Source organism: Enterobacter sp. ku-bf2, from assembly GCF_001742765.1.
Lineage (GTDB): Bacteria > Pseudomonadota > Gammaproteobacteria > Enterobacterales > Enterobacteriaceae > Enterobacter > Enterobacter quasiroggenkampii.
This window is the reverse complement of the sequence record NZ_MDVW01000021.1, coordinates 22614-45414: the sequence shown is the minus strand read 5'-3', so window position 1 is coordinate 45414 and position 22801 is coordinate 22614. Positions and strand designations below refer to the sequence as shown.

The 22801-nt window shown below is 57.2% G+C and carries 21 protein-coding genes; 5 read left to right on the top strand and 16 right to left on the bottom strand.

The window, feature by feature from the left end; all coding sequences use genetic code 11:
- Window positions 1-7: 7 nt before the first annotated feature.
- The 3 genes from truA to pdxB form a co-directional block, all read right to left on the bottom strand.
- Window positions 8-820, bottom strand: coding sequence for a tRNA pseudouridine(38-40) synthase TruA (gene truA, locus BFG58_RS19925; RefSeq protein ID WP_008502600.1), 813 nt, complete (start codon window positions 818-820; stop codon window positions 8-10).
- Complete coding sequence (locus tag BFG58_RS19920) at window positions 820-1833, bottom strand: aspartate-semialdehyde dehydrogenase (protein WP_032646629.1); 1014 nt, start codon at window positions 1831-1833, stop codon at window positions 820-822. Before BFG58_RS19920 ends, truA begins: the two co-directional genes overlap by 1 nt.
- Before the next feature lie 67 nt (window positions 1834-1900).
- Window positions 1901-3037: a 4-phosphoerythronate dehydrogenase PdxB gene (gene pdxB / locus BFG58_RS19915; protein WP_069720437.1), complete on the bottom strand. Its 1137-nt coding sequence runs from the start codon at window positions 3035-3037 to the stop codon at window positions 1901-1903.
- A 113-nt stretch (window positions 3038-3150) separates the two neighbouring features.
- On the opposite strand from pdxB, the gene flk reads away from it, so the two are divergent.
- Window positions 3151-4155: a flagella biosynthesis regulator Flk gene (flk, locus tag BFG58_RS19910; RefSeq protein ID WP_063622179.1), complete on the top strand. Its 1005-nt coding sequence runs from the start codon at window positions 3151-3153 to the stop codon at window positions 4153-4155.
- Window positions 4156-4245: 90 nt separating this feature from the next.
- On the opposite strand, the gene BFG58_RS19905 is transcribed toward flk, so the two are convergent.
- Entirely contained in the window at window positions 4246-5424 is a 1179-nt protein-coding gene (locus tag BFG58_RS19905) for an MFS transporter (RefSeq protein ID WP_039023974.1), read from the bottom strand.
- A 208-nt stretch (window positions 5425-5632) separates the two neighbouring features.
- Window positions 5633-6850, bottom strand: a complete 1218-nt coding sequence (gene fabB / locus BFG58_RS19900) for a beta-ketoacyl-ACP synthase I (RefSeq protein WP_014832795.1) — start codon at window positions 6848-6850, stop codon at window positions 5633-5635.
- 158 nt (window positions 6851-7008) lie between these two features.
- Here fabB and mnmC point away from each other — a divergent pair, with 158 nt between their 5' ends.
- Window positions 7009-9006: a bifunctional tRNA (5-methylaminomethyl-2-thiouridine)(34)-methyltransferase MnmD/FAD-dependent 5-carboxymethylaminomethyl-2-thiouridine(34) oxidoreductase MnmC gene (gene mnmC / locus BFG58_RS19895; protein WP_069720436.1), complete on the top strand. Its 1998-nt coding sequence runs from the start codon at window positions 7009-7011 to the stop codon at window positions 9004-9006.
- A 36-nt stretch (window positions 9007-9042) separates the two neighbouring features.
- On the opposite strand, the gene BFG58_RS19890 is transcribed toward mnmC, so the two are convergent.
- The 6 genes from BFG58_RS19890 to prmB are packed head-to-tail and all read right to left on the bottom strand — an operon-like array spanning window position 9043 to window position 13594.
- On the bottom strand, window positions 9043-9321 hold the full coding sequence (locus BFG58_RS19890; protein WP_048029667.1) for a YfcL family protein: 279 nt from the start codon (window positions 9319-9321) through the stop codon (window positions 9043-9045).
- 13 nt (window positions 9322-9334) lie between these two features.
- Window positions 9335-9880 carry an elongation factor P hydroxylase gene (locus BFG58_RS19885; RefSeq protein WP_048029666.1) on the bottom strand — a complete coding sequence of 182 codons (546 nt, stop codon included), beginning with the start codon at window positions 9878-9880 and terminating at the stop codon, window positions 9335-9337.
- Window positions 9880-10689 (bottom strand): sulfite exporter TauE/SafE family protein, encoded by an 810-nt coding sequence (locus BFG58_RS19880; RefSeq protein ID WP_045908744.1) that lies wholly within the window; start codon window positions 10687-10689, stop codon window positions 9880-9882. Before BFG58_RS19880 ends, BFG58_RS19885 begins: the two co-directional genes overlap by 1 nt.
- Window positions 10689-11513 carry a penicillin-insensitive murein endopeptidase gene (mepA, locus tag BFG58_RS19875; protein WP_069720435.1) on the bottom strand — a complete coding sequence of 275 codons (825 nt, stop codon included), beginning with the start codon at window positions 11511-11513 and terminating at the stop codon, window positions 10689-10691. Before mepA ends, BFG58_RS19880 begins: the two co-directional genes overlap by 1 nt.
- Before the next feature lie 2 nt (window positions 11514-11515).
- Window positions 11516-12601 (bottom strand): chorismate synthase, encoded by a 1086-nt coding sequence (gene aroC, locus BFG58_RS19870; RefSeq protein ID WP_069720434.1) that lies wholly within the window; start codon window positions 12599-12601, stop codon window positions 11516-11518.
- A gap of 60 nt (window positions 12602-12661) precedes the next feature.
- Window positions 12662-13594: a 50S ribosomal protein L3 N(5)-glutamine methyltransferase gene (gene prmB, locus BFG58_RS19865; RefSeq protein WP_008502612.1), complete on the bottom strand. Its 933-nt coding sequence runs from the start codon at window positions 13592-13594 to the stop codon at window positions 12662-12664.
- 145 nt (window positions 13595-13739) lie between these two features.
- Between prmB and smrB the strand changes: the two genes are divergently transcribed.
- Window positions 13740-14291: an endonuclease SmrB gene (gene smrB / locus BFG58_RS19860; protein ID WP_008502613.1), complete on the top strand. Its 552-nt coding sequence runs from the start codon at window positions 13740-13742 to the stop codon at window positions 14289-14291.
- 49 nt (window positions 14292-14340) lie between these two features.
- Here the strand turns inward: smrB and sixA are convergent, their stop codons facing one another.
- The 4 genes from sixA to BFG58_RS19840 all read right to left on the bottom strand — a co-directional run bounded on the left by sixA (window position 14341) and on the right by BFG58_RS19840 (window position 19056).
- Window positions 14341-14826: a phosphohistidine phosphatase SixA gene (gene sixA, locus BFG58_RS19855; protein WP_032623034.1), complete on the bottom strand. Its 486-nt coding sequence runs from the start codon at window positions 14824-14826 to the stop codon at window positions 14341-14343.
- Window positions 14827-15035: 209 nt separating this feature from the next.
- Window positions 15036-17183 carry a fatty acid oxidation complex subunit alpha FadJ gene (gene fadJ / locus BFG58_RS19850; RefSeq protein ID WP_069720433.1) on the bottom strand — a complete coding sequence of 716 codons (2148 nt, stop codon included), beginning with the start codon at window positions 17181-17183 and terminating at the stop codon, window positions 15036-15038.
- Complete coding sequence (gene fadI / locus BFG58_RS19845; protein ID WP_069720432.1) at window positions 17183-18493, bottom strand: acetyl-CoA C-acyltransferase FadI; 1311 nt, start codon at window positions 18491-18493, stop codon at window positions 17183-17185. The genes fadJ and fadI overlap by 1 nt, the downstream gene beginning before the upstream one ends.
- 278 nt (window positions 18494-18771) lie before the next feature.
- On the bottom strand, window positions 18772-19056 hold the full coding sequence (locus BFG58_RS19840; RefSeq protein WP_023336445.1) for a YfcZ/YiiS family protein: 285 nt from the start codon (window positions 19054-19056) through the stop codon (window positions 18772-18774).
- Between the two features lie 372 nt (window positions 19057-19428).
- Here BFG58_RS19840 and fadL point away from each other — a divergent pair, with 372 nt between their 5' ends.
- Window positions 19429-20712 carry a long-chain fatty acid transporter FadL gene (fadL, locus tag BFG58_RS19835; RefSeq protein ID WP_045908748.1) on the top strand — a complete coding sequence of 428 codons (1284 nt, stop codon included), beginning with the start codon at window positions 19429-19431 and terminating at the stop codon, window positions 20710-20712.
- A 44-nt stretch (window positions 20713-20756) separates the two neighbouring features.
- Here the strand turns inward: fadL and mlaA are convergent, their stop codons facing one another.
- On the bottom strand, window positions 20757-21509 hold the full coding sequence (mlaA, locus tag BFG58_RS19830; RefSeq protein ID WP_023336447.1) for a phospholipid-binding lipoprotein MlaA: 753 nt from the start codon (window positions 21507-21509) through the stop codon (window positions 20757-20759).
- A gap of 315 nt (window positions 21510-21824) precedes the next feature.
- Between mlaA and BFG58_RS19825 the strand changes: the two genes are divergently transcribed.
- Complete coding sequence (locus BFG58_RS19825; RefSeq protein WP_069720431.1) at window positions 21825-22754, top strand: formate/nitrite transporter family protein; 930 nt, start codon at window positions 21825-21827, stop codon at window positions 22752-22754.
- The last annotated feature ends 47 nt before the right edge of the window (window positions 22755-22801 follow it).

Genomic DNA, 22801 nt, shown 5'->3' with positions numbered 1-22801 from the left:
CCTTTGTTTAGTCCGCTAAAAACAGCGGACCCATTGGCGGTTTCGGCAGGTCAAACCGATCCGGATAGTCTACCGAGACCAGATACAACCCTTCCGCTTTCGCCGTGGCTGCCGCAAGCGTTCTGTCCTTCGCTGCCAGCAGGTCTGCAATCCAGCTCTCCGGCTGGTGTCCGGCACCCACTTCCATCAGGCTGCCCACAATATTCCGCACCATATGATGTACAAAGGCATTGGCTTTGATATCCACCACCACATACGCGCCAAAACGGCTGACGTTGATGTGCATGACGTTACGCCACGGCGTGCGGGACTGACACTGCACCGCACGAAACGAGGTAAAGTCATTCTCCCCAATCAGACACTGCGCCGCGCGATGCATACGTTCCGCATCGAGCGGTTCATAAAAATGCGTCACGCCCTGGCTTAACACCGCCGGACGCAGACGCTGATTGTAGATGACATAACGGTAGCGACGCGCGGTGGCGCTGAAGCGCGCGTGAAAATCATCCGGCACAGCTTTCACCCAGCGCACCGCAATGTCACCAGGCAAATTCGCATTTACCCCCAGCGTCCAGGCGGCATCCTTACGCACGGCGGTGGTTTCAAAGTGCACCACCTGCCCCGTGCCGTGAACGCCCGCATCCGTACGGCCTGCGCACAGGACGTTAATCGGCTCGTTTGCCACCTGAGAGAGCGCTTTCTCCAGCTTCTCCTGGACGCTGCGCACCTCATTCTGACGCTGCCAGCCATAATATTTACTGCCATCGTACTCAATACCGAGGGCAATTTTATGAACCGGCTTTTGTTCCACGTCTGACATCAGTACAGGTACTCCTGCACCAGTTTTTCAGCGATCTTGACCGCCATCAGCGCGCCGCCGAAACGAACGTTGTCGGCAACGGACCAGAACTGGACCTGCTCCGGCATACCGTAGTCGTTACGCACGCAGCCAACGGAAAGATGCGCGCTGCCGGTGGCATCGCCCACCTGGGTCGGGAACTCGCTCTCTTCAGAGAGGACGATGTCTTCCCCGCGGCCAAACGCATCGCGCGCCTCTTCTGCCGCCAGCGGACGCAGCGCTTCAAAGCCGACCATCTGCGCGTGGCCGTAGAAGACCGGGGACTGCACGACGCTTGCGGAGATCATCAGGCCATCGTCCTGCAGAATTTTACGCACTTCATCGACGATACGACGCTCTTCGCGCACGGAACCCTCGCGGTCCGGCAGCAGCGGCAGCATGTTGAACGCCAGCTGGCGGCCAAAGAAATCATCTTCGTCAATCGGAATGCCGTTCAGCAGCTTCGCGCTCTGCCCGGCCAGCGCGTCAACGGCCTTTTTGCCGTTTGCGGACGCGGACAGCAGACTGGTGACGGTAATGCGCGACAGGCCGCCGTCGTCGATCAGCGGTTTCAGGGCGGTCAGCAGCTGGCTGGTCAGGCTGTTCGGTACCGCAATGACGTTACGGTTGCGGTAATCAGCCAGTACAAACGGGTTCACGTCCGGCACCACCAGCGGCACATCCGGCTCCATGGAGAACAGGCCGCTAAGGTCGATGACCAGGCAGCCTGCGTTGGTCGCCTCTTCAACGTACGCCGCAGTGGCTTCAGCGCCTGCGGCGAAAAACGCCAGCTGCGCCTGCGTCCAGTCGAACGCCGCCGCATCCTGAACCATGACGGATTTACTGTTAAAACGCAGATGCTCACCCGCGCTATCGGTACGCGCCAGCGCATAGATATCGCCCACCGGGAACTGACGCTCAGCAAGCGTTTCGAGCAGGGCTTCGCCCACGGCACCCGTGGCACCTAAAATGGCAATGTTCCAGCCTTCAGACATGGTGGTTTACTCCAGAAATAAAAAAGCGTCCCTGTCGGAGTATCCGACAGGGAGCATTAAGAAGACATTAATGCGCCGGGTGATGAACGGCGTTAAACCCCAGCTTGTGCAGCAGCGTCGCCGCCGACGCATCGTCGCACATGACATACAGGGAAGACCACTCGCGGCGCTCAACGTAGTGCTTGCGCAGCTTATCAAACTCACCCGGGATCCCTGCCACTTTACGCAGCAGCGCATCATCGCGGCGCACATCATACACCAAATGCACCAGCCTTTTCAGCGTTGCCTGATCGAGCGGGCCGTGAAGGGTAATGCGGCCAAATTCAGGCGCGGGGAGTAAGGTATCCAGCGCCACCTGCTGCGGATGACCGATAAAGGCGCTGTAGGCCTCGAAGACCTGCGTCGTGCCGCGGGCTTTCCCTTCGAGGGTATAACCGGCGATATGTGCGGTGCCCACGTCCACCTTGTTAAGCAGCTCAACGTTGAGGTCCGGCTCCGGCTCCCAGACGTCCAGCACCACGCTGAGATCTTGTCCTTCGTTCAGACACGTCAGCAGCGCGGCGTTATCGACTACCGGACCACGACAGGCATTTATCAGAATAGTGCCAGCCTTCAGACGGCGAATGAGCGCCTCATCGGCAAGATGCAGCGACTTATACGGCCCCTCTTTAAACAGCGGCGTGTGGAACGTCAGCACGTCACACTGTTCAACCAGCTCGTCCAGCGAGCGGAAATCCCCGTCATCGCCATTGTCTTTGCGCGGCGGATCGCACAGCAGCGTGCGGATCCCTAACGCTTCCAGGCGCTTTTGCAGGCGCCCGCCGACGTTACCCACGCCGACAATCCCCACGGTGCGGTCTTTCAGCGCAAACCCGTCGCGCTCGGCCAGCATCAGCAGCGAGGAGAAAACGTATTCCACGACGGCAATCGCGTTACAGCCCGGCGCGGCGGAGAAACCGATTCCGGCCTGCTTCAGCCATTTATCATCCACATGATCGGTCCCTGCCGTTGCGGTCCCAACGAACTTAACCGCCTTACCGGCGAGCAACGCCTCATTTACTTTGGTCACCGAGCGCACCATCAGGGCGTCGGCGTCGTCCAGTTCGTTGACCGGGATCGGGCGACCAGGAACAGCCTTAACGTTACCCAGGCGGCTAAACAGCTCACGGGCGTAAGGCATATTTTCATCAACGAGGATTTTCACGTCTGAGTACCTGTTTGAGAGGAAGAAAACCTGCCAAGTGTGCCATAATCTGGCCGCCAGGCATATACGTCTGCCAGGTTTACGCTGAGTTTTGACTTTAAGGATTTTTGACGATGCAGCCCATTTCAGGTACGCCGCCACGCCCTCCGGGTGAAGGCCCTGTCACGCCAAACGTTGCCGGTGAACAACCGCTATCCACGCAACAGCGCACCGTGCTGGAGCGACTGATCACGCGCCTGATTGCGCTGACTTCGCAGCAAAACGCGGAAGTCTGGGCCGGGGTGAAGCATGATTTAGGCGTGAGGAACGACGCACCGCTGCAGTCGCGTCATTTCCCCGCTGCCGAGCAAAATCTGAACCAGCGTATTACGACCGCGCAGCAGAACCACACCACGCGCCAGATTGTTTCTCAGCTGACGGAGCTGCTGGGCCAGGGAAATAACCGCCAGGCGGTGAGTGATTTTATTCGCCAGCAGTATGGTCAGACCGCGCTGGGCCAGCTGACGCCCGATCAGCTCAAAACCGTGCTGACGCTGCTGCAGAACAATGAGCTGTCGATTCCGCAGCCGCAGGTACGCCCGGCGACCGAGCGTCCGCTGCTGCCCGCCGAGCACAATACGCTCAAGCAGATGGTGACCAAGCTGGCCGCGGCCACCGGCGAGCCGACGAAGCTCATCTGGCAATCCATGCTGGAGCTGTCCGGCGTGAAGGCGGGCGAGCTGATCCCGGCCAAACAGTTTACCCATCTGGTGACCTGGCTCCAGGCACGCCAGACGCTCAGCACCCAGAGCGCCCCGACTCTGCATACTGTCCAGGCCGCGCTGAAACAGCCGCTTGAACCACACGAGTTCGAGGTGATTCGGGATTATGCCCAGCAAAACTGGCAGGCCACGCCGCAGACGGTACTGACTACCGCGCAGGTGCAAGACCTGCTCAACCAGATCTTCGTTCGCCGCGCCGAACGTGAAGGCGGCGTGCCGGAGGTGAGAAATGTTCAGCCGATTTACAGCCCGCTGTTTGCACCGGTCGTGGAGACCTTCAGAACACTTTCTGCGCGTCCGGGATTGATGTTTATTGCACTGCTGATTGCGCTGGCGATTTTCTGGCTGGTTGCCTGATATTTTGCCCGGTGGCGCTGCGCTTACCGGGCCTACAACGGCTCGAACCGTAGGCCGGGTAAGGCGCAGCCGCCACCCGGCAACAAAGACTCACGTTCTGCGAAACGCCACCAGCGTCACCACGATCCCCACCACCGCGGAAACCGCACCGGCCAGGAAGACGGACGGATAGCCAAACGAGGTCGCTAACAGCCCGGCCAGCGGCCCGGTAACGCCGTATGAGATATCCTGAAACGCCGCATAGCCGCCCAGCGCCGTCCCGCGCACCTGAGGGGCCACGCGCTTCACCACTTCAACGCCCAGCGCCGGGAAGATCAGAGAACAGCCGCAGCCGGTCAGCGCCGCCCCCAGAAGCGCCACGGATGCCACGGGTGCGTTCCATAACAGCAGAAGACCGATGGTTTCAATGACCAGCGACGCCACCGCTACCTTCACGCCGCCGAAGCGATCCGGCATCCAGCCAAAAAGCACGCGCATCAGCACAAACGCGCCGCCAAACGCAGTAAGCGTAAAACCGGCCATCGCCCAGCCGCGGCTCATAAAATAGAGCGAGACGAACGTCCCTATTACCGCAAAACCCACACCCTGCAGCGCCAGGCCCAGGCCCGGCTGCCAGATTTGGCCGACCACGCTCCACAGGGAAGGACGCTCGCCTTTGTGCGCGGGCACCTTACGCACCGAGCCGTTAAACGCCCATGCCACCAGCGGCAGCGCCATGGTGGTGGCAGCCAGCGCCGCAAAACCAAACTGGCTGTTGATCAGCAGGCCAAGCGGTGCACCGGCGGCCAGCGCGCCGTAGATGGCCATGCCGTTCCAGGACATCACCTTGCCGGAACGTGCTGGCCCCACCAGCCCCATTCCCCAGGTCAGGGTGCCGGTCAGCAACTGGCTTTCACCGAAGCCAAGAATTAAACGGCCCAGCACCAGCAGCGCAAATTTATACGCCGCATCGACCGGCAGAAGAGCCGCCAGCAGCCAGGCGCCGCCCGCCAGCCCGCAGGCAAACATCCCCTGCAGCGCCGAGCGTTTGGCACCGTGCTGATCCGCCAGCCGTCCAGCGTATCCGCGGGTTAATACCGTGGCTAAAAACTGAATGCCCACGGCAATGCCGACCATGGTGTTGCCATAGCCCAGCTCCTGATGAACGAACAGCGGGATCACCGGCAGCGGCAGGCCAACGGTCATATAGGTCAGAAATACCGCAAAGGCGATACGGAACAGCGAGACGTTCGCTGAAGGGGTTGTTTCTGTTTGAGTTACTGCAGTCATGCTTTACTCCGAAATGAAGAGTAAGGCGGGGAAATGCCACGCCCCCTCTACCTGATTATCAGGATTAAGGTGCGTTGGTTGACGTTAAACGCTTACGCATTATCGTGAGGATAATGTTGAGTGGTGAAGTTTGCCTGTGAGATCAGCTGCTTGTCAATGCATAAAAAAAGGGAGCCTTATGGCTCCCCTTCTGAATCAAACATAAAACTTATGCTTTCAGCTTACGCATGACCAGCGTGGCGTTGGTGCCGCCGAAACCGAAGCTGTTGGACATGACAGTAGTCAGCGTCGCTTCCGTTGGTTTGGTCACGATGTTCAGGCCAGCAGCCTGCTCGTCCATCTCTTCGATATTGATGCTTGGGGCGATAAAGCCGTTTTCCAGCATCAGCAGAGAGTAGATCGCTTCCTGAACGCCAGCCGCACCCAGAGAGTGACCGGTCATGGCTTTGGTCGCAGAGATCGCCGGGCTGTTGTCGCCGAAGACTTCGCGGATCGCACCCAGCTCTTTCACGTCGCCTACCGGCGTAGAGGTACCGTGAGAGTTCAGGTAGTCGATTGGAGTGTCAACGCCGTGCATCGCCATCTTCATGCAGCGCACCGCGCCTTCGCCGGATGGCGCAACCATGTCGGCGCCGTCAGACGTTGCACCGTAGCCCACGATCTCAGCATAGATGTGCGCACCACGTGCCAGGGCGTGCTCCAGCTCTTCAACCACAACCATACCGCCGCCGCCCGCGATGACGAAACCGTCACGGTGCGCATCGTAGGTACGAGAAGCTTTGTCCGGAGTCTCATTGTACTTGGTGGACAGTGCGCCCATCGCGTCGAATTCACAGGCCATTTCCCAGCCCAGCTCTTCGCCGCCGCCAGCAAATACGATGTCCTGTTTACCCAGTTGGATCTGCTCAACAGCATTACCGATGCAGTGCGCGGAAGTCGCACACGCAGAGCTGATGGAGTAGTTCACACCGTGGATTTTGAACGGGGTCGCCAGGCATGCGGAAACCGCAGAACCCATGGCTTTAGTCACCACGTACGGACCTACCGCTTTCAGACCACGCGGGCTACGCATTGCGTCAGCACCAAATACCTGCGCTTTAGATGAGCCGCCGGAACCGGCGATCAAACCCACGCGCGGGTTGTTCTGATAAACCTCTTCGCTCAGGCCAGAATCTTTGATCGCTTCCTGCATGGAGAGATAAGCATAAATAGAGGCATCGTTCATGAAACGAACCACTTTGCGGTCAATCAAACCGGTGGTGTCCAGTTTGACGTTACCCCATACGTGGCTACGCATACCTGAATCTTTAAACTCTTCAGAGAAAGTGATCCCGGAGCGTCCTTCACGCAGAGATGCCAGGACTTCCTGCTGGTTATTACCGATGCTGGAAACAATGCCCAGGCCAGTAATCACTGCACGTTTCATTCAATACCTCTGTAAGTCGCACTATAGTAAGTTTCGAGTCGCACAATAGCGTACACTTGTACGCCGAACAAGTCCGATCAGACATTTTCTGCGGAAATTTGCACCGATGGACTCACATCGTTAAGATCGTGCCACTGCCTGTCAGACGAGTAACTTACGTGAAACAAAACGCTATACAACCCGCCAACCTCGAATTCAACGCTGAGGGTACACCTGTTTCCCGAGATTTTGATGATGTCTATTTTTCTAATGATAACGGACTCGAAGAAACTCGCTATGTTTTCCTCGACGGAAACCAGCTCAGCACCCGCTTCCCGGCGCACCCCCGGAGCCTGTTTGTGGTCGCGGAAAGTGGATTCGGCACCGGGCTGAATTTTTTAACCCTCTGGCAGGCGTTTAACCAGTTCCACGCTGCTCACCCCGAGGCTACGCTACAAAGATTACATTTCATCAGTTTCGAAAAATTCCCGCTTACCGCGCACGATCTGCGGCTTGCCCACCAGCGCTGGCCGGATCTTGCGCCCTGGGCAGAGCAGCTTCAGGCGCAGTGGCCACCCCACATCGGCGGCTGTCATCGTCTGTTGCTGGACGGCGGACGCGTCACGCTGGACTTATGGCTCGGCGACATCAACGACCTGACCGACAGGCTCGATGATTCGATGAATCAGAAGGTCGACGCGTGGTTCCTGGACGGTTTTGCCCCTGCCAAAAACCCGGACATGTGGAGCCAGCATCTGTTTAACGCGATGGCGCGGCTGGCTCGCCCTGGCGCAACGCTTGCCACCTTCACCTCGGCGGGCTTTGTCCGCCGTGGGCTGCAGGAGGCGGGCTTTACCATGCAGAAGACCAAAGGCTTTGGCCGCAAACGCGACATGCTGGTCGGCAGGATGGAGCAGACGCAGGAGATCCCCGCTCAGACGCCCTGGTTTGCGCGCCGCGCCAGCGCATCGCGCGACGTGGCGATCGTTGGCGGTGGGATCGCCAGCGCCCTGCTTTCGCTCGCGCTTCTCCAGCGTGGCTGGCAGGTCACGCTCTACTGCGCTGACGACGCGCCCGCCAGCGGCGCGTCCGGCAACCGTCAGGGGGCGCTCTATCCGCTTTTAAGCGCGCACGACCCGGCCCTGTTCCAGTTTTTCCCGGCAGCGTTTACCTTCGCCCGTCGCCTGTATGACGCGCTTCCGGTGGCGTTCGACCATGACTGGTGCGGCGTCACGCAGCTTGGCTGGGATGAAAAGAGCCAGCAGAAGATCGCGCAGATGCTCTCTCTGGGCCTGCCCGAAGAAATTGCCCGCGCGGTGAGCGCGCAAGAGGTGAAAGACACCGCTGGCGTGGAAACCGGGTGTGGGGGCATTCAGTATCCGCTCGGCGGCTGGCTGTGCCCGGCTGAACTGACCGCGGCGGTCATTGCCCTGGCGCAGTCGCGCGGGCTGATGGTGCAGTATGGCCACAAGGTGGCATCGCTCACCCGGACAGAACGCTGGGATCTACGTTTCGCTGATGGCAGGGAGGCGAGCCATGCCAGCGTTGTGCTGGCCAACGGGCATCACATCAGCCAGTTTATTCAGACAGCGACGTTGCCGGTTTATCCGGTCGGCGGCCAGGTGAGCCATATCCCGACCGCGCCTGCGCTCGGCAAACTGCGCCAGGTGCTGTGCTATGACGGCTATCTGACGCCGCAAAATCCGTCTAACGGCCATCACTGCATCGGGGCCAGCTATCATCGTGGCGAAACGGAGATGCACTACAGCGAGGCGGATCAGTTGCAAAACCGCCAGCGCCTGATTGACTGTTTCCCGGATGCGGCGTGGGCGAAAGAGGTCGACGTTAGCGAGGGTGACGCGCGCTGCGGCGTGCGTTGCGCCACCCGCGACCATCTGCCGATGGCGGGCAACGTGCCGGACTACGAGGCGACGCTTGCGGCCTATGAGGATCTGGCTGAACACCAGGAAACGGCGGTGACTTCACCGGTCTATCCAGAGCTGTTTATGCTGGGCGGACTGGGTTCCCGCGGGCTGTGCTCTGCCCCGCTGCTGGCCGAAGTGTTAGCCGCGCAGATGAGCGACGAGCCGATTCCGCTGGACAGGGTTACGCTTGCGGGCCTGAATCCGAATCGATTATGGGTACGGAAACTGCTGAAGGGGAAGCAGGTTAAGTAGGGTGCCCTCTCCCACCGGGAGAGGGAGGTGAAACGCTTACTTCGCTTTCGCCTGCTGGAACAGGTTGTCCCACATGCCCAGCACCAGAGACTGGTCGCGCGGAGAAAGTTCCCCGGCCTGAATGGCTTTCTCCAGACTGCGGGTCACTTCCTCATGAACAGCATCGGCAGAGTGATCGTCACCTGCTTCCAGCTCAGCTACCGCGAGCGTCAGGTGACCACGCAGATAACCGCTGGCGAACAGCTCATCATCGCTGGCGTGTTCCACCATGTCATCAATTAACGCCAGAATGCGTGATTCAAATTCTGCGATCATCTTCTTTCCTCTGTTAAAGATCTTCCGGCCAAGGGAAGCATTCCGCCGTGATCACCGGCGTGTGGTAATAATTCTGTAAGGCCTCAATCAGGCGCGCCGGACGTTCCGGGATGCCTTTCTCAAGATAGTCCATCACCTGCGCATGCACGCGGCGCTGGAAGACGATACGGTCTGGCTCGAAGTCGCCTTCGAGGTTGTCACAGCTCACATTGAATGGGAAACCCGCCGCGACGCAGAATAGCCATTCCAGCGCCTGCGGCTTCACTTCCACATCCTCAAACTGCCCCTGCGTTGCGGCGTCACGCCCGTCCGGGCAGTACCAGTAACCAAAGTCCACCAGCTCGCGACGCGCTTTTCCGGCGATGCACCAGTGCGAAATTTCGTGCAAACCGCTGGCGTAAAAGCCGTGCGCAAAGACGATGCGGTTATACGGAACCTCTGCATCAGCAGGAAGATAGATCGGTTCGTCGTCGCCTTTAATCAGACGGGTATTAAAATCGTCAGCAAAACAGCCGTCAAAAATCTCAATCAGCTGTTCGTATTTATGCGTACTGTTCATTAATGCATCCCCAACCAGGTGAGGATCTCCTGTCCATGGCTGTCATAAAGAAGTTTGGCGCTCATTACGGCCGAGACGATGACGATCATCGGTCGAATCAGCTTTTGTCCTTTGCTTAATACCAGACGCGAACCCGCGCGCGCGCCCAGGAACTGCCCTGCCATCATGACGAATCCGGTTGCCCAGATGACCTTGCCGCCAATGATAAACAGCAGCAGACCGCCGAGGTTCGACGTCGCGTTGAGCACTTTGGCATGAGCGGTCGACTTGGCGAGGTTAAACCCGGCCAGCGTCACGAACGCCAGCGCGTAAAACGAGCCCGCCCCCGGGCCGAAGAAACCGTCGTAAAAACCGACGCAGCCACCGGCAATCAGGGCAAACGGCAGACCGTGCAGACGACGCTGGCGGTCTTCCTCGCCGAGCTTCGGCATCAGCAGAAAATAAAGCCCGATGCAGATGACCAGAACCGGCAGGATCTGGCGCAAAATATCCGACTGCACGTGCTGAACCAGCAGCGCGCCCGACGTGGAACCGATAAAGGTCATCAGGATATTGAGCTTCTGGTCGGCCAGGCTCACCACCTTGCGGCGGATAAAATAGAGCGACGCTGAGAGCGAGCCGCCGCAGGCCTGCAGCTTGTTGGTGGCAAGCGCCTGCGCCGGGCTCATGCCCGCCGCCAGCAGCGCGGGTACGGTTAATAACCCACCGCCGCCCGCAAGGGCATCAATAAAACCGGCCAGCATGGCCACGAAGAACAGCACCACCAGCAGCAGCGGTGACACCATAAACAGATCGACGAAATTATCCATTAAAGTACATGCTCATCCAGTAGCGCCTGGCAGGAAGGCGGCAACGGAGGCGGTGTCTTCTTCTCAGGCTTAGAGGTTCCAGGTTTTGCCGGTTCAAACCAGCTTTGCAGTTCCGCACCGCAGCCATCGCCTGGCGGCGGAAGCGGCTGATCTTCACATTCCAGGCTGTTCGCCGGGCAACGCAGGCGAACGTGCATGTGCGCGCGATGCTGGAACCACGGGCGCACTTTGCGCAGCCAGTCGCGGTCCGTTCCGGCATCCAGGCAGAGCTGCTGCTTGATGGCCGGGTTGACGAAAATCCGCGTGACGTCGTTATCTTCTGCCGCCAGCTTGATCATGCTGGAGACCTCTCGCGTCCACAGGGACGGCACAACGCGCTTGCCGTCGCTCGCCACCAGATCCAGCGCCTGCGGCTTCAGCAGCTGCGCTGAACTCCAGCGCGCTTTCGGCAGCTGCAGGAAGATATCGACATCCAGTCCGGTCTGGTGACTGGCGTGTCCCCCATTAAAACGCCCGCCGGCAGGCATCCCCATATCACCGATCAGCATCGTGCCCAGCCCCAGGTTATGCACCTGGTTGCCAAGACGCTGAATAAACAGCACCAGATCCGGGTGGCCAAAATAGCGACGCTGGTCGGTACGCATCACCTGATAGGTGTCTGATTGCAGTGGAAGTTCCTGCGCGCCGACGATACAGCCGTTGGAAAAGGCGCCGATGGACTGCGCGCTCCCCGCCACCGGGTGGGTGATTTTTTGCCATGGCGTCGCGGCCAGACTGGCTCCACTGGCCAGCAGCGCCAGCAGAGCAATTGCGGTTTTTTTCATGTTTACCAGCGTGGAATGGTGGTCGTCACATCCGCATTCTGCGCGCGCTGGCGCAGGAAGTGATCCATCAGCACGATCGCCAGCATCGCTTCTGCGATCGGCACCGCGCGGATCCCCACGCACGGATCGTGACGTCCTTTGGTGATCATCTCAACTTCTTCGCCATCGCGGTTAATCGTGTGGCCCGGCACGGTAATGCTGGAGGTTGGCTTCAGCGCGATGTTGGCAATAATCTGCTGCCCGCTGCTGATACCGCCCAGAATGCCGCCCGCGTGGTTGCTCTGGAAGCCCGCCTTCGTGATCTCGTCACGGTTCTGGCTACCGCGCAGGGATACCACGTCAAAACCGTCGCCAATCTCAACGCCCTTCACCGCGTTGATGCTCATCAGCGCGTGGGCGATGTCGGCGTCGAGACGGTCAAATACCGGCTCGCCCCAGCCTGGCGGGACGCCGTCGGCCACAACGGTCACTTTCGCCCCGATGGAGTCGCCCTCTTTTTTCAGGCCCCGCATCATTTCGTCCAGCGCGTCCAGCTTGTCGGCATCGGCACAGAAGAACGGGTTTTGCTCGACCAGATCCCAGTCTTTGATCGCCAGCGGAATGTCGCCCATCTGGGTCAGACAGCCGCGGATAACGATGCCAAATTTCTGCTGCAGGTATTTTTTGGCAATGGCGCCAGCCGCCACGCGCATCGCGGTTTCACGCGCAGAAGAACGTCCGCCGCCACGATAGTCGCGGAAGCCGTACTTTTGTTCGTAGGTATAGTCGGCGTGGCCCGGACGGAACACGTCTTTGATGGCGCCGTAATCCTGGGAGCGCTGATCGGTGTTTTCAATCAGCAGACCAATGCTGGTGCCTGTAGTGCGTCCTTCAAAGACGCCGGAGAGAATTTTGACCTGGTCCGGCTCGCGACGCTGCGTGGTGTAGCGAGAGGTGCCCGGACGACGACGGTCGAGGTCGTGCTGCAAATCGGCTTCGGTCAGTTCGATGCCTGGCGGTACGCCATCAACGATACAGCCCAGCGCCAGCCCGTGCGACTCGCCAAAGGTGGTCACGCGGAATACCTGTCCAATACTGTTTCCTGCCATCACGGCTCCGATGTTGTTGTTTGTGTTTGAGCGTTGTGAAACGGGCCGAAGCCCGCTGGATTAATCTTTATAGATGCTGAAGTGTTCGCGCGCGTCGAGCAGCTGCGCTTTGGTCAGCATAAAGACGCCGTCACCGCCGTTGTCGAACTCAAGCCAGGTGAACGGCACATCCGGGTACTGCTCTATCAGATGTACCATGCTGTTGCCCACTTCACAAATCAGAACGCCGTCGTCGGTCAGATAATCCGGCGCGCAGGCCAGAATGCGGCGGGTCAGCTTCAGGCCGTCAGATCCTGACGCCAGACCCAGCTCCGGCTCGTGACGGTATTCGTTCGGCAGATCGGACATGTCTTCCGCATCGACGTACGGCGGGTTGGTGACGATCAGATCGTACTGCAGCGTCGGCAGATCGCGGAATAGATCGGAGCGAATTGGCGTGACGTGATGGATCAGGCCGTGCTCTTCAATGTTGTGCTCGGTCACGGCCAGCGCGTCGGTGGAGATATCGACGGCATCGACTTCCGCTTCCGGGAAGGCGTAAGCGCAGGCAATCGCGATACAACCGCTGCCGGTACACATATCCAGGATGTGTTGCGGCTGATGGCCGATCAGGCCTTCAAAGTGGTTGTTAATCAGCTCACCAATCGGCGAGCGCGGCACCAGCACGCGTTCATCGACATAGAACTCGTGACCGCAGAACCAGGCTTTGTTGGTCAGGTAGGCGACCGGGATGCGTTCGTTGACGCGACGGATCACGCGCTCAACGATGCGGTGTTTTTCGCTGGAGGTCAGACGCGCGGTGCGCATGTCTTCCGGAATATCCAGCGGCAGATAGAGTGACGGCAGCACCAGCTGTACGGCCTCATCCCACGGGTTGTCGGTACCGTGTCCGTACCAGATATTGGCGGCGCTGAAGCGGCTAACCGACCAGCGCAACATGTCCTGTATGGTATGCAGCTCGTTTACTGCTTCATCGACAAATATTTTATCCACTCTTTCCTCCAGGGCATGCTCGCATAATTTTCGGCGGCTAGTTTGCCATGAAGACGGCGATAAATCAGCAATGACGCGTACCGCTTGAGGTTAAAAAATGCGTTTAGTCGGGTACACTATCGGAAATACGAGATGAGAATGACGAATGAAAAAGAAAACATCGCTCAGCGAGGAGGATCAGGCGCTCTTCCGCCAGCTAATGACCGGGACGCGGAAAATCGCGCAGGACACCATCGTTCATCGCCCGCAGCGTAAAAAAATCAGCGAAGTCCCGGTCAAACGGCTGCTGCAGGAGCAGGCGGATAACAGCCACTATTTTTCAGATGAATTTCAGCCGCTGCTCAATACGCAGGGTGCGGTGAAGTACGTGCGCGAAGACGTCAGCCATTTTGAACTGAAAAAGTTACGTCGCGGAGATTATTCGCCGGAGCTGTTTCTCGATCTGCATGGTTTAACGCAGATGCAGGCAAAACAGGAGCTGGGGGCATTGATCGCCGCCTGTCGCCGCGAACATGTTTTTTGCGCCTGCGTGATGCACGGCCACGGTAAGCATATCCTCAAGCAGCAGACGCCGCTGTGGCTGGCTCAGCATCCACACGTGATGGCGTTTCATCAGGCACCCAAAGAGTACGGCGGAGATGCCGCATTGCTGGTGTTGATTGAAGTGGAAGAGTGGCAGCCGCCAGAATTACCCTGACAGGAAGGCGGGAGGCCTGTTTTGCGCCCCCGCACAATCACACGTCACGTCAGATGGCTTTTGCCATCCTCAGGTTGCACGGACTCATTTGCCAGTTAAAGACACCTTTACCCGTTTCGTCCAGAGACACATTGGCAATGGCGGATGTCGTGAACATCGGCGGCGTTTCGCCCGGGCACAACTCAGATACCAGATAGCCAACCAGTGGCAGGTGGGAAATGACCAGCGCGGACGCAACACCTTCATTGCACAGCGCCTGAAGATAGGCACTGACAAGGCCTACATCGCCACAGGGGGTGAGTTCAGGAAGAACATCCACGCTGGCAGGCAGGTTCATACACTCCCCTACCACCTCCAGCGTCTGTTCAGCACGCAGGAACGGACTCACCAGAACACGTTCGATGTCCACTTTTTGACCTTTAAGCCAGGTCGCCATCTGACGAGATTCGTCGCAGCCACACACGGTCAAAGGACGTACTGAGTCACTGGCGGCATCGAGTGCCGCGTCGCCGTGACGCATGATAAAAACTTGCATATTGCACCGCTTTTGTTAACCAGAATCACCGGCGTTAACTACCCGCGATAAATGCTGAGAGGTAGAAAACCCGATGGCCGGGCATTGTGCCTGATCCATTCGGTGAATGAAACGCTGTTTTTTACCTCAATGGCGTAAGTATAGTCAATCTCTGTTTACAAAATCGCCAAAACAGGTTCATTCACTTCAGGATTTACCCTTCTTTGACCTCAGCTTACGAGGACAGTTTCCCTTGCAGGCCAAAATGTCTGGCCCCGTTCCGCCATCTGCAATAATTCGTCACACGGTGTAAAGCGTGGACCATATTGCGAAGCCAGACGTTGCAGGATAGCAACCACTTCACCCGCGCCGAGCGTATCCATGTAACGGAACGGGCCGCCAAGGAACGGCGGGAAACCTATGCCAAATACCGCGCCGATGTCGCCATCGCGCGCGCTTTTGATTACCTGCTCACCAAAGCAGCGCGCCGCTTCATTGAGCATCATCATCACGCAGCGTTCAGCGCACTGTACGGCGGACAGTTTTCCCTGACCGGTGGTCGAAATAAGCCCATAAACCGAAGGGTCGACCTGTTTCTTGCTTTTACGCCCTTTCGCGCCGTAAAGATAGAAACCGCGTTCATTTTTTCTGCCTTTGCGATCGTCCTTCAAAATTGCAGAAACAATGTTTGCAGGCGGGCTAAAACGATCGCCATAAGCCGCCTCCAGTACAGGTATAATTTTAGTGCCGGTGTCTATTCCCACCTCATCCAAAAGTTGGATTGGGCCCACGGGGAAACCAAACTTTACCAGCGCCTCGTCGACGTGCTCGATCTTCTCGCCTTCCGTCAGCAGCCGCATGGCTTCATTAATATACGGCGCCAGAATACGGTTGACGTAGAAGCCAGCTTTGTCTGCGACCACGATCGGCGTTTTACCCTGCTTCTTCGCAAGTTTGACTACCGTGGCGATGGTTTGCGGACTGGTGGTGGCATGTGGAATAACTTCCACCAGCGGCATTTTTTCTACCGGGCTAAAGAAGTGCAGTCCGATCACCTGCTCCGGACGCGCGGCTTTTGCTGCGATATCGCCAATCGGTAATGACGACGTGTTAGAGGCAAAAATGGTGTGCGGGGCGCAGTGCTGCTCAACGTCTGCCACCATCTGCTGCTTAAGCGCCAGATCCTCAAACACGGCTTCAATCACCAGATCGCGATGCGCAAAACCGCTGTAATCCGTTGTGCCGGAGATCATCGCCAGGGTTTTATCACGTTCGCTTGCCTTGATATGGCGGCGCTTGACCTTTTGATCAAGGTTCTGCCAGCTGTACTGCAGCGCGTGGTTGATTCCCTTAGAATTAATGTCTTTGATGCGTACAGGCAATTTGCCTTTGCTTGCGGTAACAAAAGCGATACCGCCGCCCATAAGCCCCCCACCCAGCACGCCAATGGCACGTAGCGGCGCAGGCGATGCCTCGCTGCCCGGGTCTTTTTTCACCTCTGTGCTGGCGAAGAAGATGCTGCGCAGCGCCTGTGACTGGGGCGTCATCGCCAGTTCGCCAAAGGCTTTGGCCTCCGCGGCATAGCCGCTGCTGCTGCCCTGCGATAGCCCGATTTCGATCACGTCCAGGATCCGCTTTGCCGCCGGGTAATTGCCTTTGGTCTTTTGTTCGGTCTTTTTGCCCACCATGTTGAACAGGAGCGTTCTGCCCAGCGGGCCGGCCAGCACGCGCTCGCGAACCGGCAGAGGACGTCTTGCCTGACGCCCTTTCAGCGCAAGCTCAACGGCGGCCTCCAGCAAAATGGACTGCGGCACGACGTCATCGACCAGACCGGCTTTCAGCGCCTGACGGGCACGCAGCTGTTTACCGGTTAAGATCATCTCCAGCGCCGTGCTGACGCCCACCAGGCGCGGCAGACGTTGCGTTCCGCCGGAGCCAGGCAGCAGCCCCAGCTGCACTTCAGGCAGGCCCAGAATGGTTTTCGGATCGTCGGTACATATACGGCTATGGCAGGCCAGCGCAAGCTCCAGCCCACCGCCCAGACACGCCCCGTGGATCGCGGCGATAACCGGGATTGGCAGGCTGTTGATCTCCGCCATCACCTGCTGGCCTTGACGCGCCAGCTCTTCGGCCTCCAGCGCGCTTTGCGCCCGGGCGATCATGTTGATATCTGCCCCGGCTATAAAGTTGTCGGGTTTGGCAGAGATAAACACCAGACCGCGAATGGCTTTGTTGTCGCGGATCTGCTTTAGCATCGCGCGCACCTGAACGCCAAATTCGGCCTTCAGGGTATTCATCTTTTCATCAGGCACATCAATAGTGATAACGGCCACGTTATCGAGGCGAACCGTCATATTAAATGCAGATGGCATATCCATTATTCAGCCTCCAGAACCATTGCTGCGCCAAGGCCGCCCGCCGCACAGGCGGTTACAAGGCCAAACCCGCCGCCACGGCGACGGAGTTCATGTAATGTTTGCGTGATCATTCGCGCGCCGGTGGCGGCAAACGGATGACCGTAGGCGATAGAGCCGCCCAGCACGTTGAATTTACTCTGTTCCACTTCGCCTGTGGCATGGGCGCGGCCCAGCACATCGCGTGCGAAACGCTCGCTTGCCAGCAGCTGGACGTTTGCCAGGGTTTGCGCGGCAAACGCTTCGTGCATATCAATCAGGGTTAAATCAGCCAGCGTCAGCCCCGCGCGATCCAGCGCCAGCGGCGTGGACCACGCCGGACCTAACAGCATGTCCTGCCAGACGTCAATGGCGGTGAAGGCGTAGCTGCGTAAATAGCCCAGGGGAGTAATGCCCAGCTCCTTCGCACGAGATTCGGTCATCAGGATCACGGCGGCAGCCCCGTCCGTCAGCGGCGTACTGTTCGCCGCCGTCACGGTGCCGTGCTTGCGGTCAAATGCCGGGCGCAGTTTGGCGTAATCCGCCAGCGTTGAGGTGCCGCGAATATTGTTATCTTCCGCAAGCGGTTCGCGATAGGGCGGAATGTAGGCGGTCATGACCTCGTCGGTCAGCTTGCCTTCCGACCAGGCTTTTGCCGCAAGCTGATGCGAGCGATGCGCCAGCGCATCCTGCTGTTCACGGGTAATGCCGTAGGTTTTCGCCATCTGCTCGGCGGTATCGCCCATGCGCAGGCCGGTGGAATATTCCGCTACGGCAGGGGGGACAGGCATCAGATCGCGCAGACGTAAACGCGAGAAGAGTTTGAGCTTCTGACCCGTCGTGCGGGCTTTGTTGGCATCGACCAGGATACGCGCCAGCTTTTTACTGACCCCAATCGGCAGTACCGAAGAGGAGTCCGCTCCACCCGCTATCCCGGCGCGAATGGTACCCGCCATCAGACTTTCGGCGACATTCGCCACGGCCTGGAAGCTGGTTGCGCAGGCACGGCTGACGCTGTAGGCGTCGGTATGAACATTCATCCCGGTACCGAGGACGATTTCCCGCGCGATGTTGGGGGCTTCAGGCATCTGCACGACCTGGCCAAAAACCAGCTGTTCGATGACCTCCGGCGGAATTTCGCTGCGAGCCAGCATCTCCCCCACTACCATTTTCCCCAGGTCGACGGCCGGTATGCCATGAAACGCCGTTGCCTGACGCGCAAATGGCGTGCGCAATCCACTGACGATGGCAATGCGATCGCCCTGACGGGTAATAAGCGGTAATGCCTGACTCATAACACTCCCCTGTAAAAAAATTTTCGCAAACGCAAAGTGGTCTGACCTGATAATAGTCTTAACCATTTTTTTACATTCAGCCAATCGGGGAAACGAAAAAATGCGAGCTAAAACACAGAGAAGAAAAAGAAAATGCCCCTGCATGGCAGGGGCATTTGTGCGGTATGTTGCCGGGTGCGCAAGGTAAAAGCAAAACGGTAACCCGTAGGTTACCGTTTTTAATGTTTGCGCCCTCTCCCGTGGGAGAGGGTCGGGGTGAGGGCATCAGGCCGCAGAAATTAACGCAGACCCAGCTGGAATATCAGCGTTTCTGCTTCGCAAGCGAAAACAAAGTCGATGTCCAACTTCACGCCGCCTTCCACTTCGGTAAAGGTCGACTTGATTTCACACGGATCGGATTCAACATCACGCGCACGCTTGCTCAGCGCGGCCAGGGTCTCTTCCGCTTCGGCGCGGTTGGTGAACACACGGCTGTAAGACGCGGTGCAATCGGTGTTGTCCATGATGGTCCCAACATCCATACAGCAGCAAACCGGGGTTTCATCAGCACTGCATTTACTCATAGCTCAATTTCCTCTGTATTCGCGCAGCGCGCGAGATAAACACGATGCTGCTATTTTACGCCCCGGCTCGGGCTCTCTCCAGCCGTTAATGGCGCAAAATCGGATAAGTGACCAATATCACACTAAAAAATGATCTAAAACAAAAACCACCCTTTTGGGTGAGTCGCGATGGTCACAATTTTGCCAACCAGATCTCGTTTCACGAAACATGTTTGAAAATATTAATAAACAAACTTGCAACATTCAGGCTGGTCGGACCTATACTCTGGCCACTGGTCTGATTTGTCTGTCATACCTCAGACCCTACACTTCGCGCTCCTGTTACGGTATGTAACAATTATTGAATAAAAATAACTCAATGAGGTTATGGTCATGAGCCAGAAAACCCTGTTCAACAAGACTGCGCTGGCAGTCGCAGTGGCACTCGTCTCCACTTCCGCATGGTCAGCGGGCTTTCAGTTAAACGAATTTTCTTCCTCTGGCCTTGGCCGCGCGTATTCGGGGGAAGGTGCGATTGCGGATGATGCGGGTAACGCGAGTCGTAACCCTGCATTGATCATGATGTTTGATCGTCCGACCTTCTCTGCTGGTGCGGTTTATATCGATCCTGATGTCAACATTTCAGGCAAGTCGCCTTTCACTGGTGCGAGCCTTAAAGCGGACAATATTGCCCCAACAGCATGGGTCCCTAACCTGCACTTCGTTGCACCTATCAATGAACAGTTTGGCTGGGGAGCATCCGTAACCTCTAACTACGGCCTTGCTACCGAGTTCAATAGCAACTATCCGGCTGGTGAATACGGCGGTAAAACAGACCTTACTACGCTGAACCTGAACCTGAGCGGTGCTTATCGCCTGAACGATAACTGGAGCTTTGGTCTGGGCTTTGATGCCGTCTACGCCGATGCCAAAATTGAACGTTACTCCGGAGAGCAAACTGCTCGCCTGCCAAAAAACAGCAATAAAATTGCCAGCCTTGAAGGTGATGAGTGGGGCTATGGCTGGAACGCCGGTATCCTGTACGAGCTGGACAAAAACAACCGTTGGGGCCTGACCTATCGTTCCGAAGTGAAAATTGACTTCGACGGCGATTACAAGAGCGGCATCCTGAAGCCGGTGAACAACCTGGTTCCTGGTGCGGGTACCACCATTCCTTGGGGAACGTCAAACCAGACCGTTCCAGGTTCACTGTCACTGCATTTGCCAGAAATGTGGGAAGTGTCCGGTTACAACCGCGTTGCACCTCAATGGGCGATCCACTATAGCCTGGCCTATACCAGCTGGAGCCAGTTCCAGGAGCTGAAAGCGACCGGAACCAATGGTCAAACGCTGTTCTATAAGGACGAAAGCTTCCACGACGCCTATCGTATTGCGTTGGGTACCACCTACTACTACGATAAAAACTGGACTTTCCGCTCCGGTATCGCATTTGACGACAGCCCGGTTCCGGCAGACAAGCGTTCTATTTCCATTCCGGATCAGGACCGCTTCTGGTTAAGTGCTGGCGCGACATATGCGTTCAACGAGAATGCATCCATCGATGCGGGCGTTTCTTATATGCACGGTCAGAAAGTTACGTTCCAGGAAGGCCCTTACGAGTTTACCTCTGAAGGTAAAGCCTGGCTGTTCGGTACGAACTTCAACTACGCGTTCTAATCGTACTGGAATCAAAAAAGGTGAGCATTGCTCACCTTTTTTATTTACTCGGAATCGATATCTTTTAGTTCGTTTTCGATAGCCTTCGCGTTTGGATTTTCTTCCGGCTTCAGCTTACCGCCGTTGGCAATAAAGTCATGATTCTGGAAGTACGCTTCACGCACCATAATGTACGGGTCAGAAGACTGGCGCAGCAGACCGTCAGAGTCAAGCAGTTGCGCACGGGTTTCAATCCCTTCCACCGTCCATTTACCTACCGACAGCGGCCAAGTCAGCCACGACAGAACCGGATACAGCGTATCGACCATATCACCGCCATCATCACGCACGGTGAAGCTGCCATAGAACGGCAGATGAACATAAGGGCCGTAGCCGACACCATAATGCCCCAGCGTACTACCAAAACGGTGCGGCTGTTCACGCTGCAGTTTCGGGTTCGCCATGCCAGCGACGTCAATAAAGCCGCCCATACCCAGAATGGAGTTCAGGAAGAAGCGGGTAAAGTGCACCATCCCCTGATACGGGTCGCCCTGCAGGAAGTAGTTCACCATTACCGCAGGCTCTTCGAGGTTGCTGGTAAAGTTACTTAACCCGTTACGCGCGGGTTGTGGAACATAATCGCGCCATGCCACTGCCACCGGGCGAACCACATACGGGTCCAGCACGTTGTAGTTAAAGCTATACATGGAGCGGTTAAATCCTTCGAGAGGATCGGAGCGTCCCGTTTGCTCCCCGGAGCTGGCGCAGCCCACAAGCATCGTCGCGCCCAGCGCAAGCGCCGACAGCCGAAGTTTCATAAATATCTCCCTGTTCAGTATGGCTATCGTTGATTGCCATCCGTAACGGAGCCGTTGACGCTCCGTCTGTAAACGTGCAAGCGATTGTAACAGCACGTTTACCGATGTCTATGAGCACAATTACGGGCAGTAACCACCGTGACTCTGATCTCAGCATAGCCTGGCTTTTGGAATTCGTTTCGCTGGCAATTTTATAATGTCTTTGAAAGAGATGTATCACCTTTGTTGTCATTGCCGCCAATTTAAGAGCATCCCCACAGGCATCCCGATAAAAGCCGCTACGCTTAACAGAAAGATCAACCTCCGGGAGCAGATATGAAAGAAGTGGGCGAAGAAAAAATTGGCGAGAGCAATGAGGAAATTGAAATTGAAAGCGAGGAGAAAGCGCGTGGCGAGAAAATAGAAATTGATGAAGATCGCCTGCCTTCCCGCGCGATGGCCATCCACGAGCATATCCGCCAGGACGGTGAAAAAGAGATGGAGCGCGATGCCATGGCCCTCTTCTGGTCAGCTATCGCCGCTGGGCTCTCAATGGGCGCATCTTTGCTCGCCAAAGGGATATTTCATGTTCAGCTGGAAGGCGTACCCGGCGGATTTTTACTCGAGAACCTCGGCTATACCTTCGGCTTTGTGATTGTCATCATGGCCCGCCAGCAGCTGTTTACCGAGAACACGGTGACCGCCGTTCTGCCGGTAATGCAAAACCCCACCATCGGCAATTTCGGTTTATTGATGCGTCTGTGGAGCGTCGTCCTGCTGGGTAATATCATCGGCACAGGCATCGCGGCCTGGGCGTTTGAATACATGCCGATCTTTGATGAACCCACCCGGGACGCGTTTGTAAAAATCGGCATGGATGTGATGAAAAACACGCCGGTGGAGATGTTCTCGAATGCCATCATCTCCGGCTGGATCATCGCCACAATGGTCTGGATGTTTCCTTCAGCAGGGAGCGCCAAAATTGTGGTGATTATATTGATGACCTGGCTGATTGCGCTGGCTGATACCACGCATATCGTGGTCGGTACCGTTGAAATACTGTATCTGGTCTTTAACGGTACGCTTCACTGGAGCGATTTTTTCTGGCCGTTCGCCCTACCGACGCTGGCGGGTAACATCTGCGGCGGAACGTTTATCTTCGCGCTGTTAAGCCATGCCCAAATCCGTAACGACATGTCGAACAAACGCAAAGCTGAGCTTAAGGCACGGGAAAATGATGATAAATCGACAAAAAAACCGTCCTGAATGGTGACTCTTTGAGCAGTCAGGCGGCGATGCGCTTAACGCATAGT

What these genes read in the sequence shown, in the direction of transcription:
- mlaA (WP_023336447.1), bottom strand. Translation starts at nt 21,509, where the DNA reads ATGAAACTTCGGCTGTCGGCGCTTGCGCTGGGCGCGACGATGCTTGTG.
- mepA (WP_069720435.1), bottom strand. Translation starts at nt 11,513, where the DNA reads ATGAAAAAAACCGCAATTGCTCTGCTGGCGCTGCTGGCCAGTGGAGCC.
- truA (WP_008502600.1), bottom strand. Translation starts at nt 820, where the DNA reads ATGTCAGACGTGGAACAAAAGCCGGTTCATAAAATTGCCCTCGGTATT.
- BFG58_RS19920 (WP_032646629.1), bottom strand. Translation starts at nt 1,833, where the DNA reads ATGTCTGAAGGCTGGAACATTGCCATTTTAGGTGCCACGGGTGCCGTG.
- fadJ (WP_069720433.1), bottom strand. Translation starts at nt 17,183, where the DNA reads ATGGATATGCCATCTGCATTTAATATGACGGTTCGCCTCGATAACGTG.
- fadL (WP_045908748.1), top strand. Translation starts at nt 19,429, where the DNA reads ATGAGCCAGAAAACCCTGTTCAACAAGACTGCGCTGGCAGTCGCAGTG.
- sixA (WP_032623034.1), bottom strand. Translation starts at nt 14,826, where the DNA reads ATGCAAGTTTTTATCATGCGTCACGGCGACGCGGCACTCGATGCCGCC.
- fabB (WP_014832795.1), bottom strand. Translation starts at nt 6,850, where the DNA reads ATGAAACGTGCAGTGATTACTGGCCTGGGCATTGTTTCCAGCATCGGT.
- BFG58_RS19890 (WP_048029667.1), bottom strand. Translation starts at nt 9,321, where the DNA reads ATGATCGCAGAATTTGAATCACGCATTCTGGCGTTAATTGATGACATG.
- BFG58_RS19840 (WP_023336445.1), bottom strand. Translation starts at nt 19,056, where the DNA reads ATGAGTAAATGCAGTGCTGATGAAACCCCGGTTTGCTGCTGTATGGAT.
- BFG58_RS19880 (WP_045908744.1), bottom strand. Translation starts at nt 10,689, where the DNA reads ATGGATAATTTCGTCGATCTGTTTATGGTGTCACCGCTGCTGCTGGTG.
- smrB (WP_008502613.1), top strand. Translation starts at nt 13,740, where the DNA reads ATGAAAAAGAAAACATCGCTCAGCGAGGAGGATCAGGCGCTCTTCCGC.
- BFG58_RS19885 (WP_048029666.1), bottom strand. Translation starts at nt 9,880, where the DNA reads ATGAACAGTACGCATAAATACGAACAGCTGATTGAGATTTTTGACGGC.
- aroC (WP_069720434.1), bottom strand. Translation starts at nt 12,601, where the DNA reads ATGGCAGGAAACAGTATTGGACAGGTATTCCGCGTGACCACCTTTGGC.
- BFG58_RS19825 (WP_069720431.1), top strand. Translation starts at nt 21,825, where the DNA reads ATGAAAGAAGTGGGCGAAGAAAAAATTGGCGAGAGCAATGAGGAAATT.
- flk (WP_063622179.1), top strand. Translation starts at nt 3,151, where the DNA reads ATGCAGCCCATTTCAGGTACGCCGCCACGCCCTCCGGGTGAAGGCCCT.
- BFG58_RS19905 (WP_039023974.1), bottom strand. Translation starts at nt 5,424, where the DNA reads ATGACTGCAGTAACTCAAACAGAAACAACCCCTTCAGCGAACGTCTCG.
- fadI (WP_069720432.1), bottom strand. Translation starts at nt 18,493, where the DNA reads ATGAGTCAGGCATTACCGCTTATTACCCGTCAGGGCGATCGCATTGCC.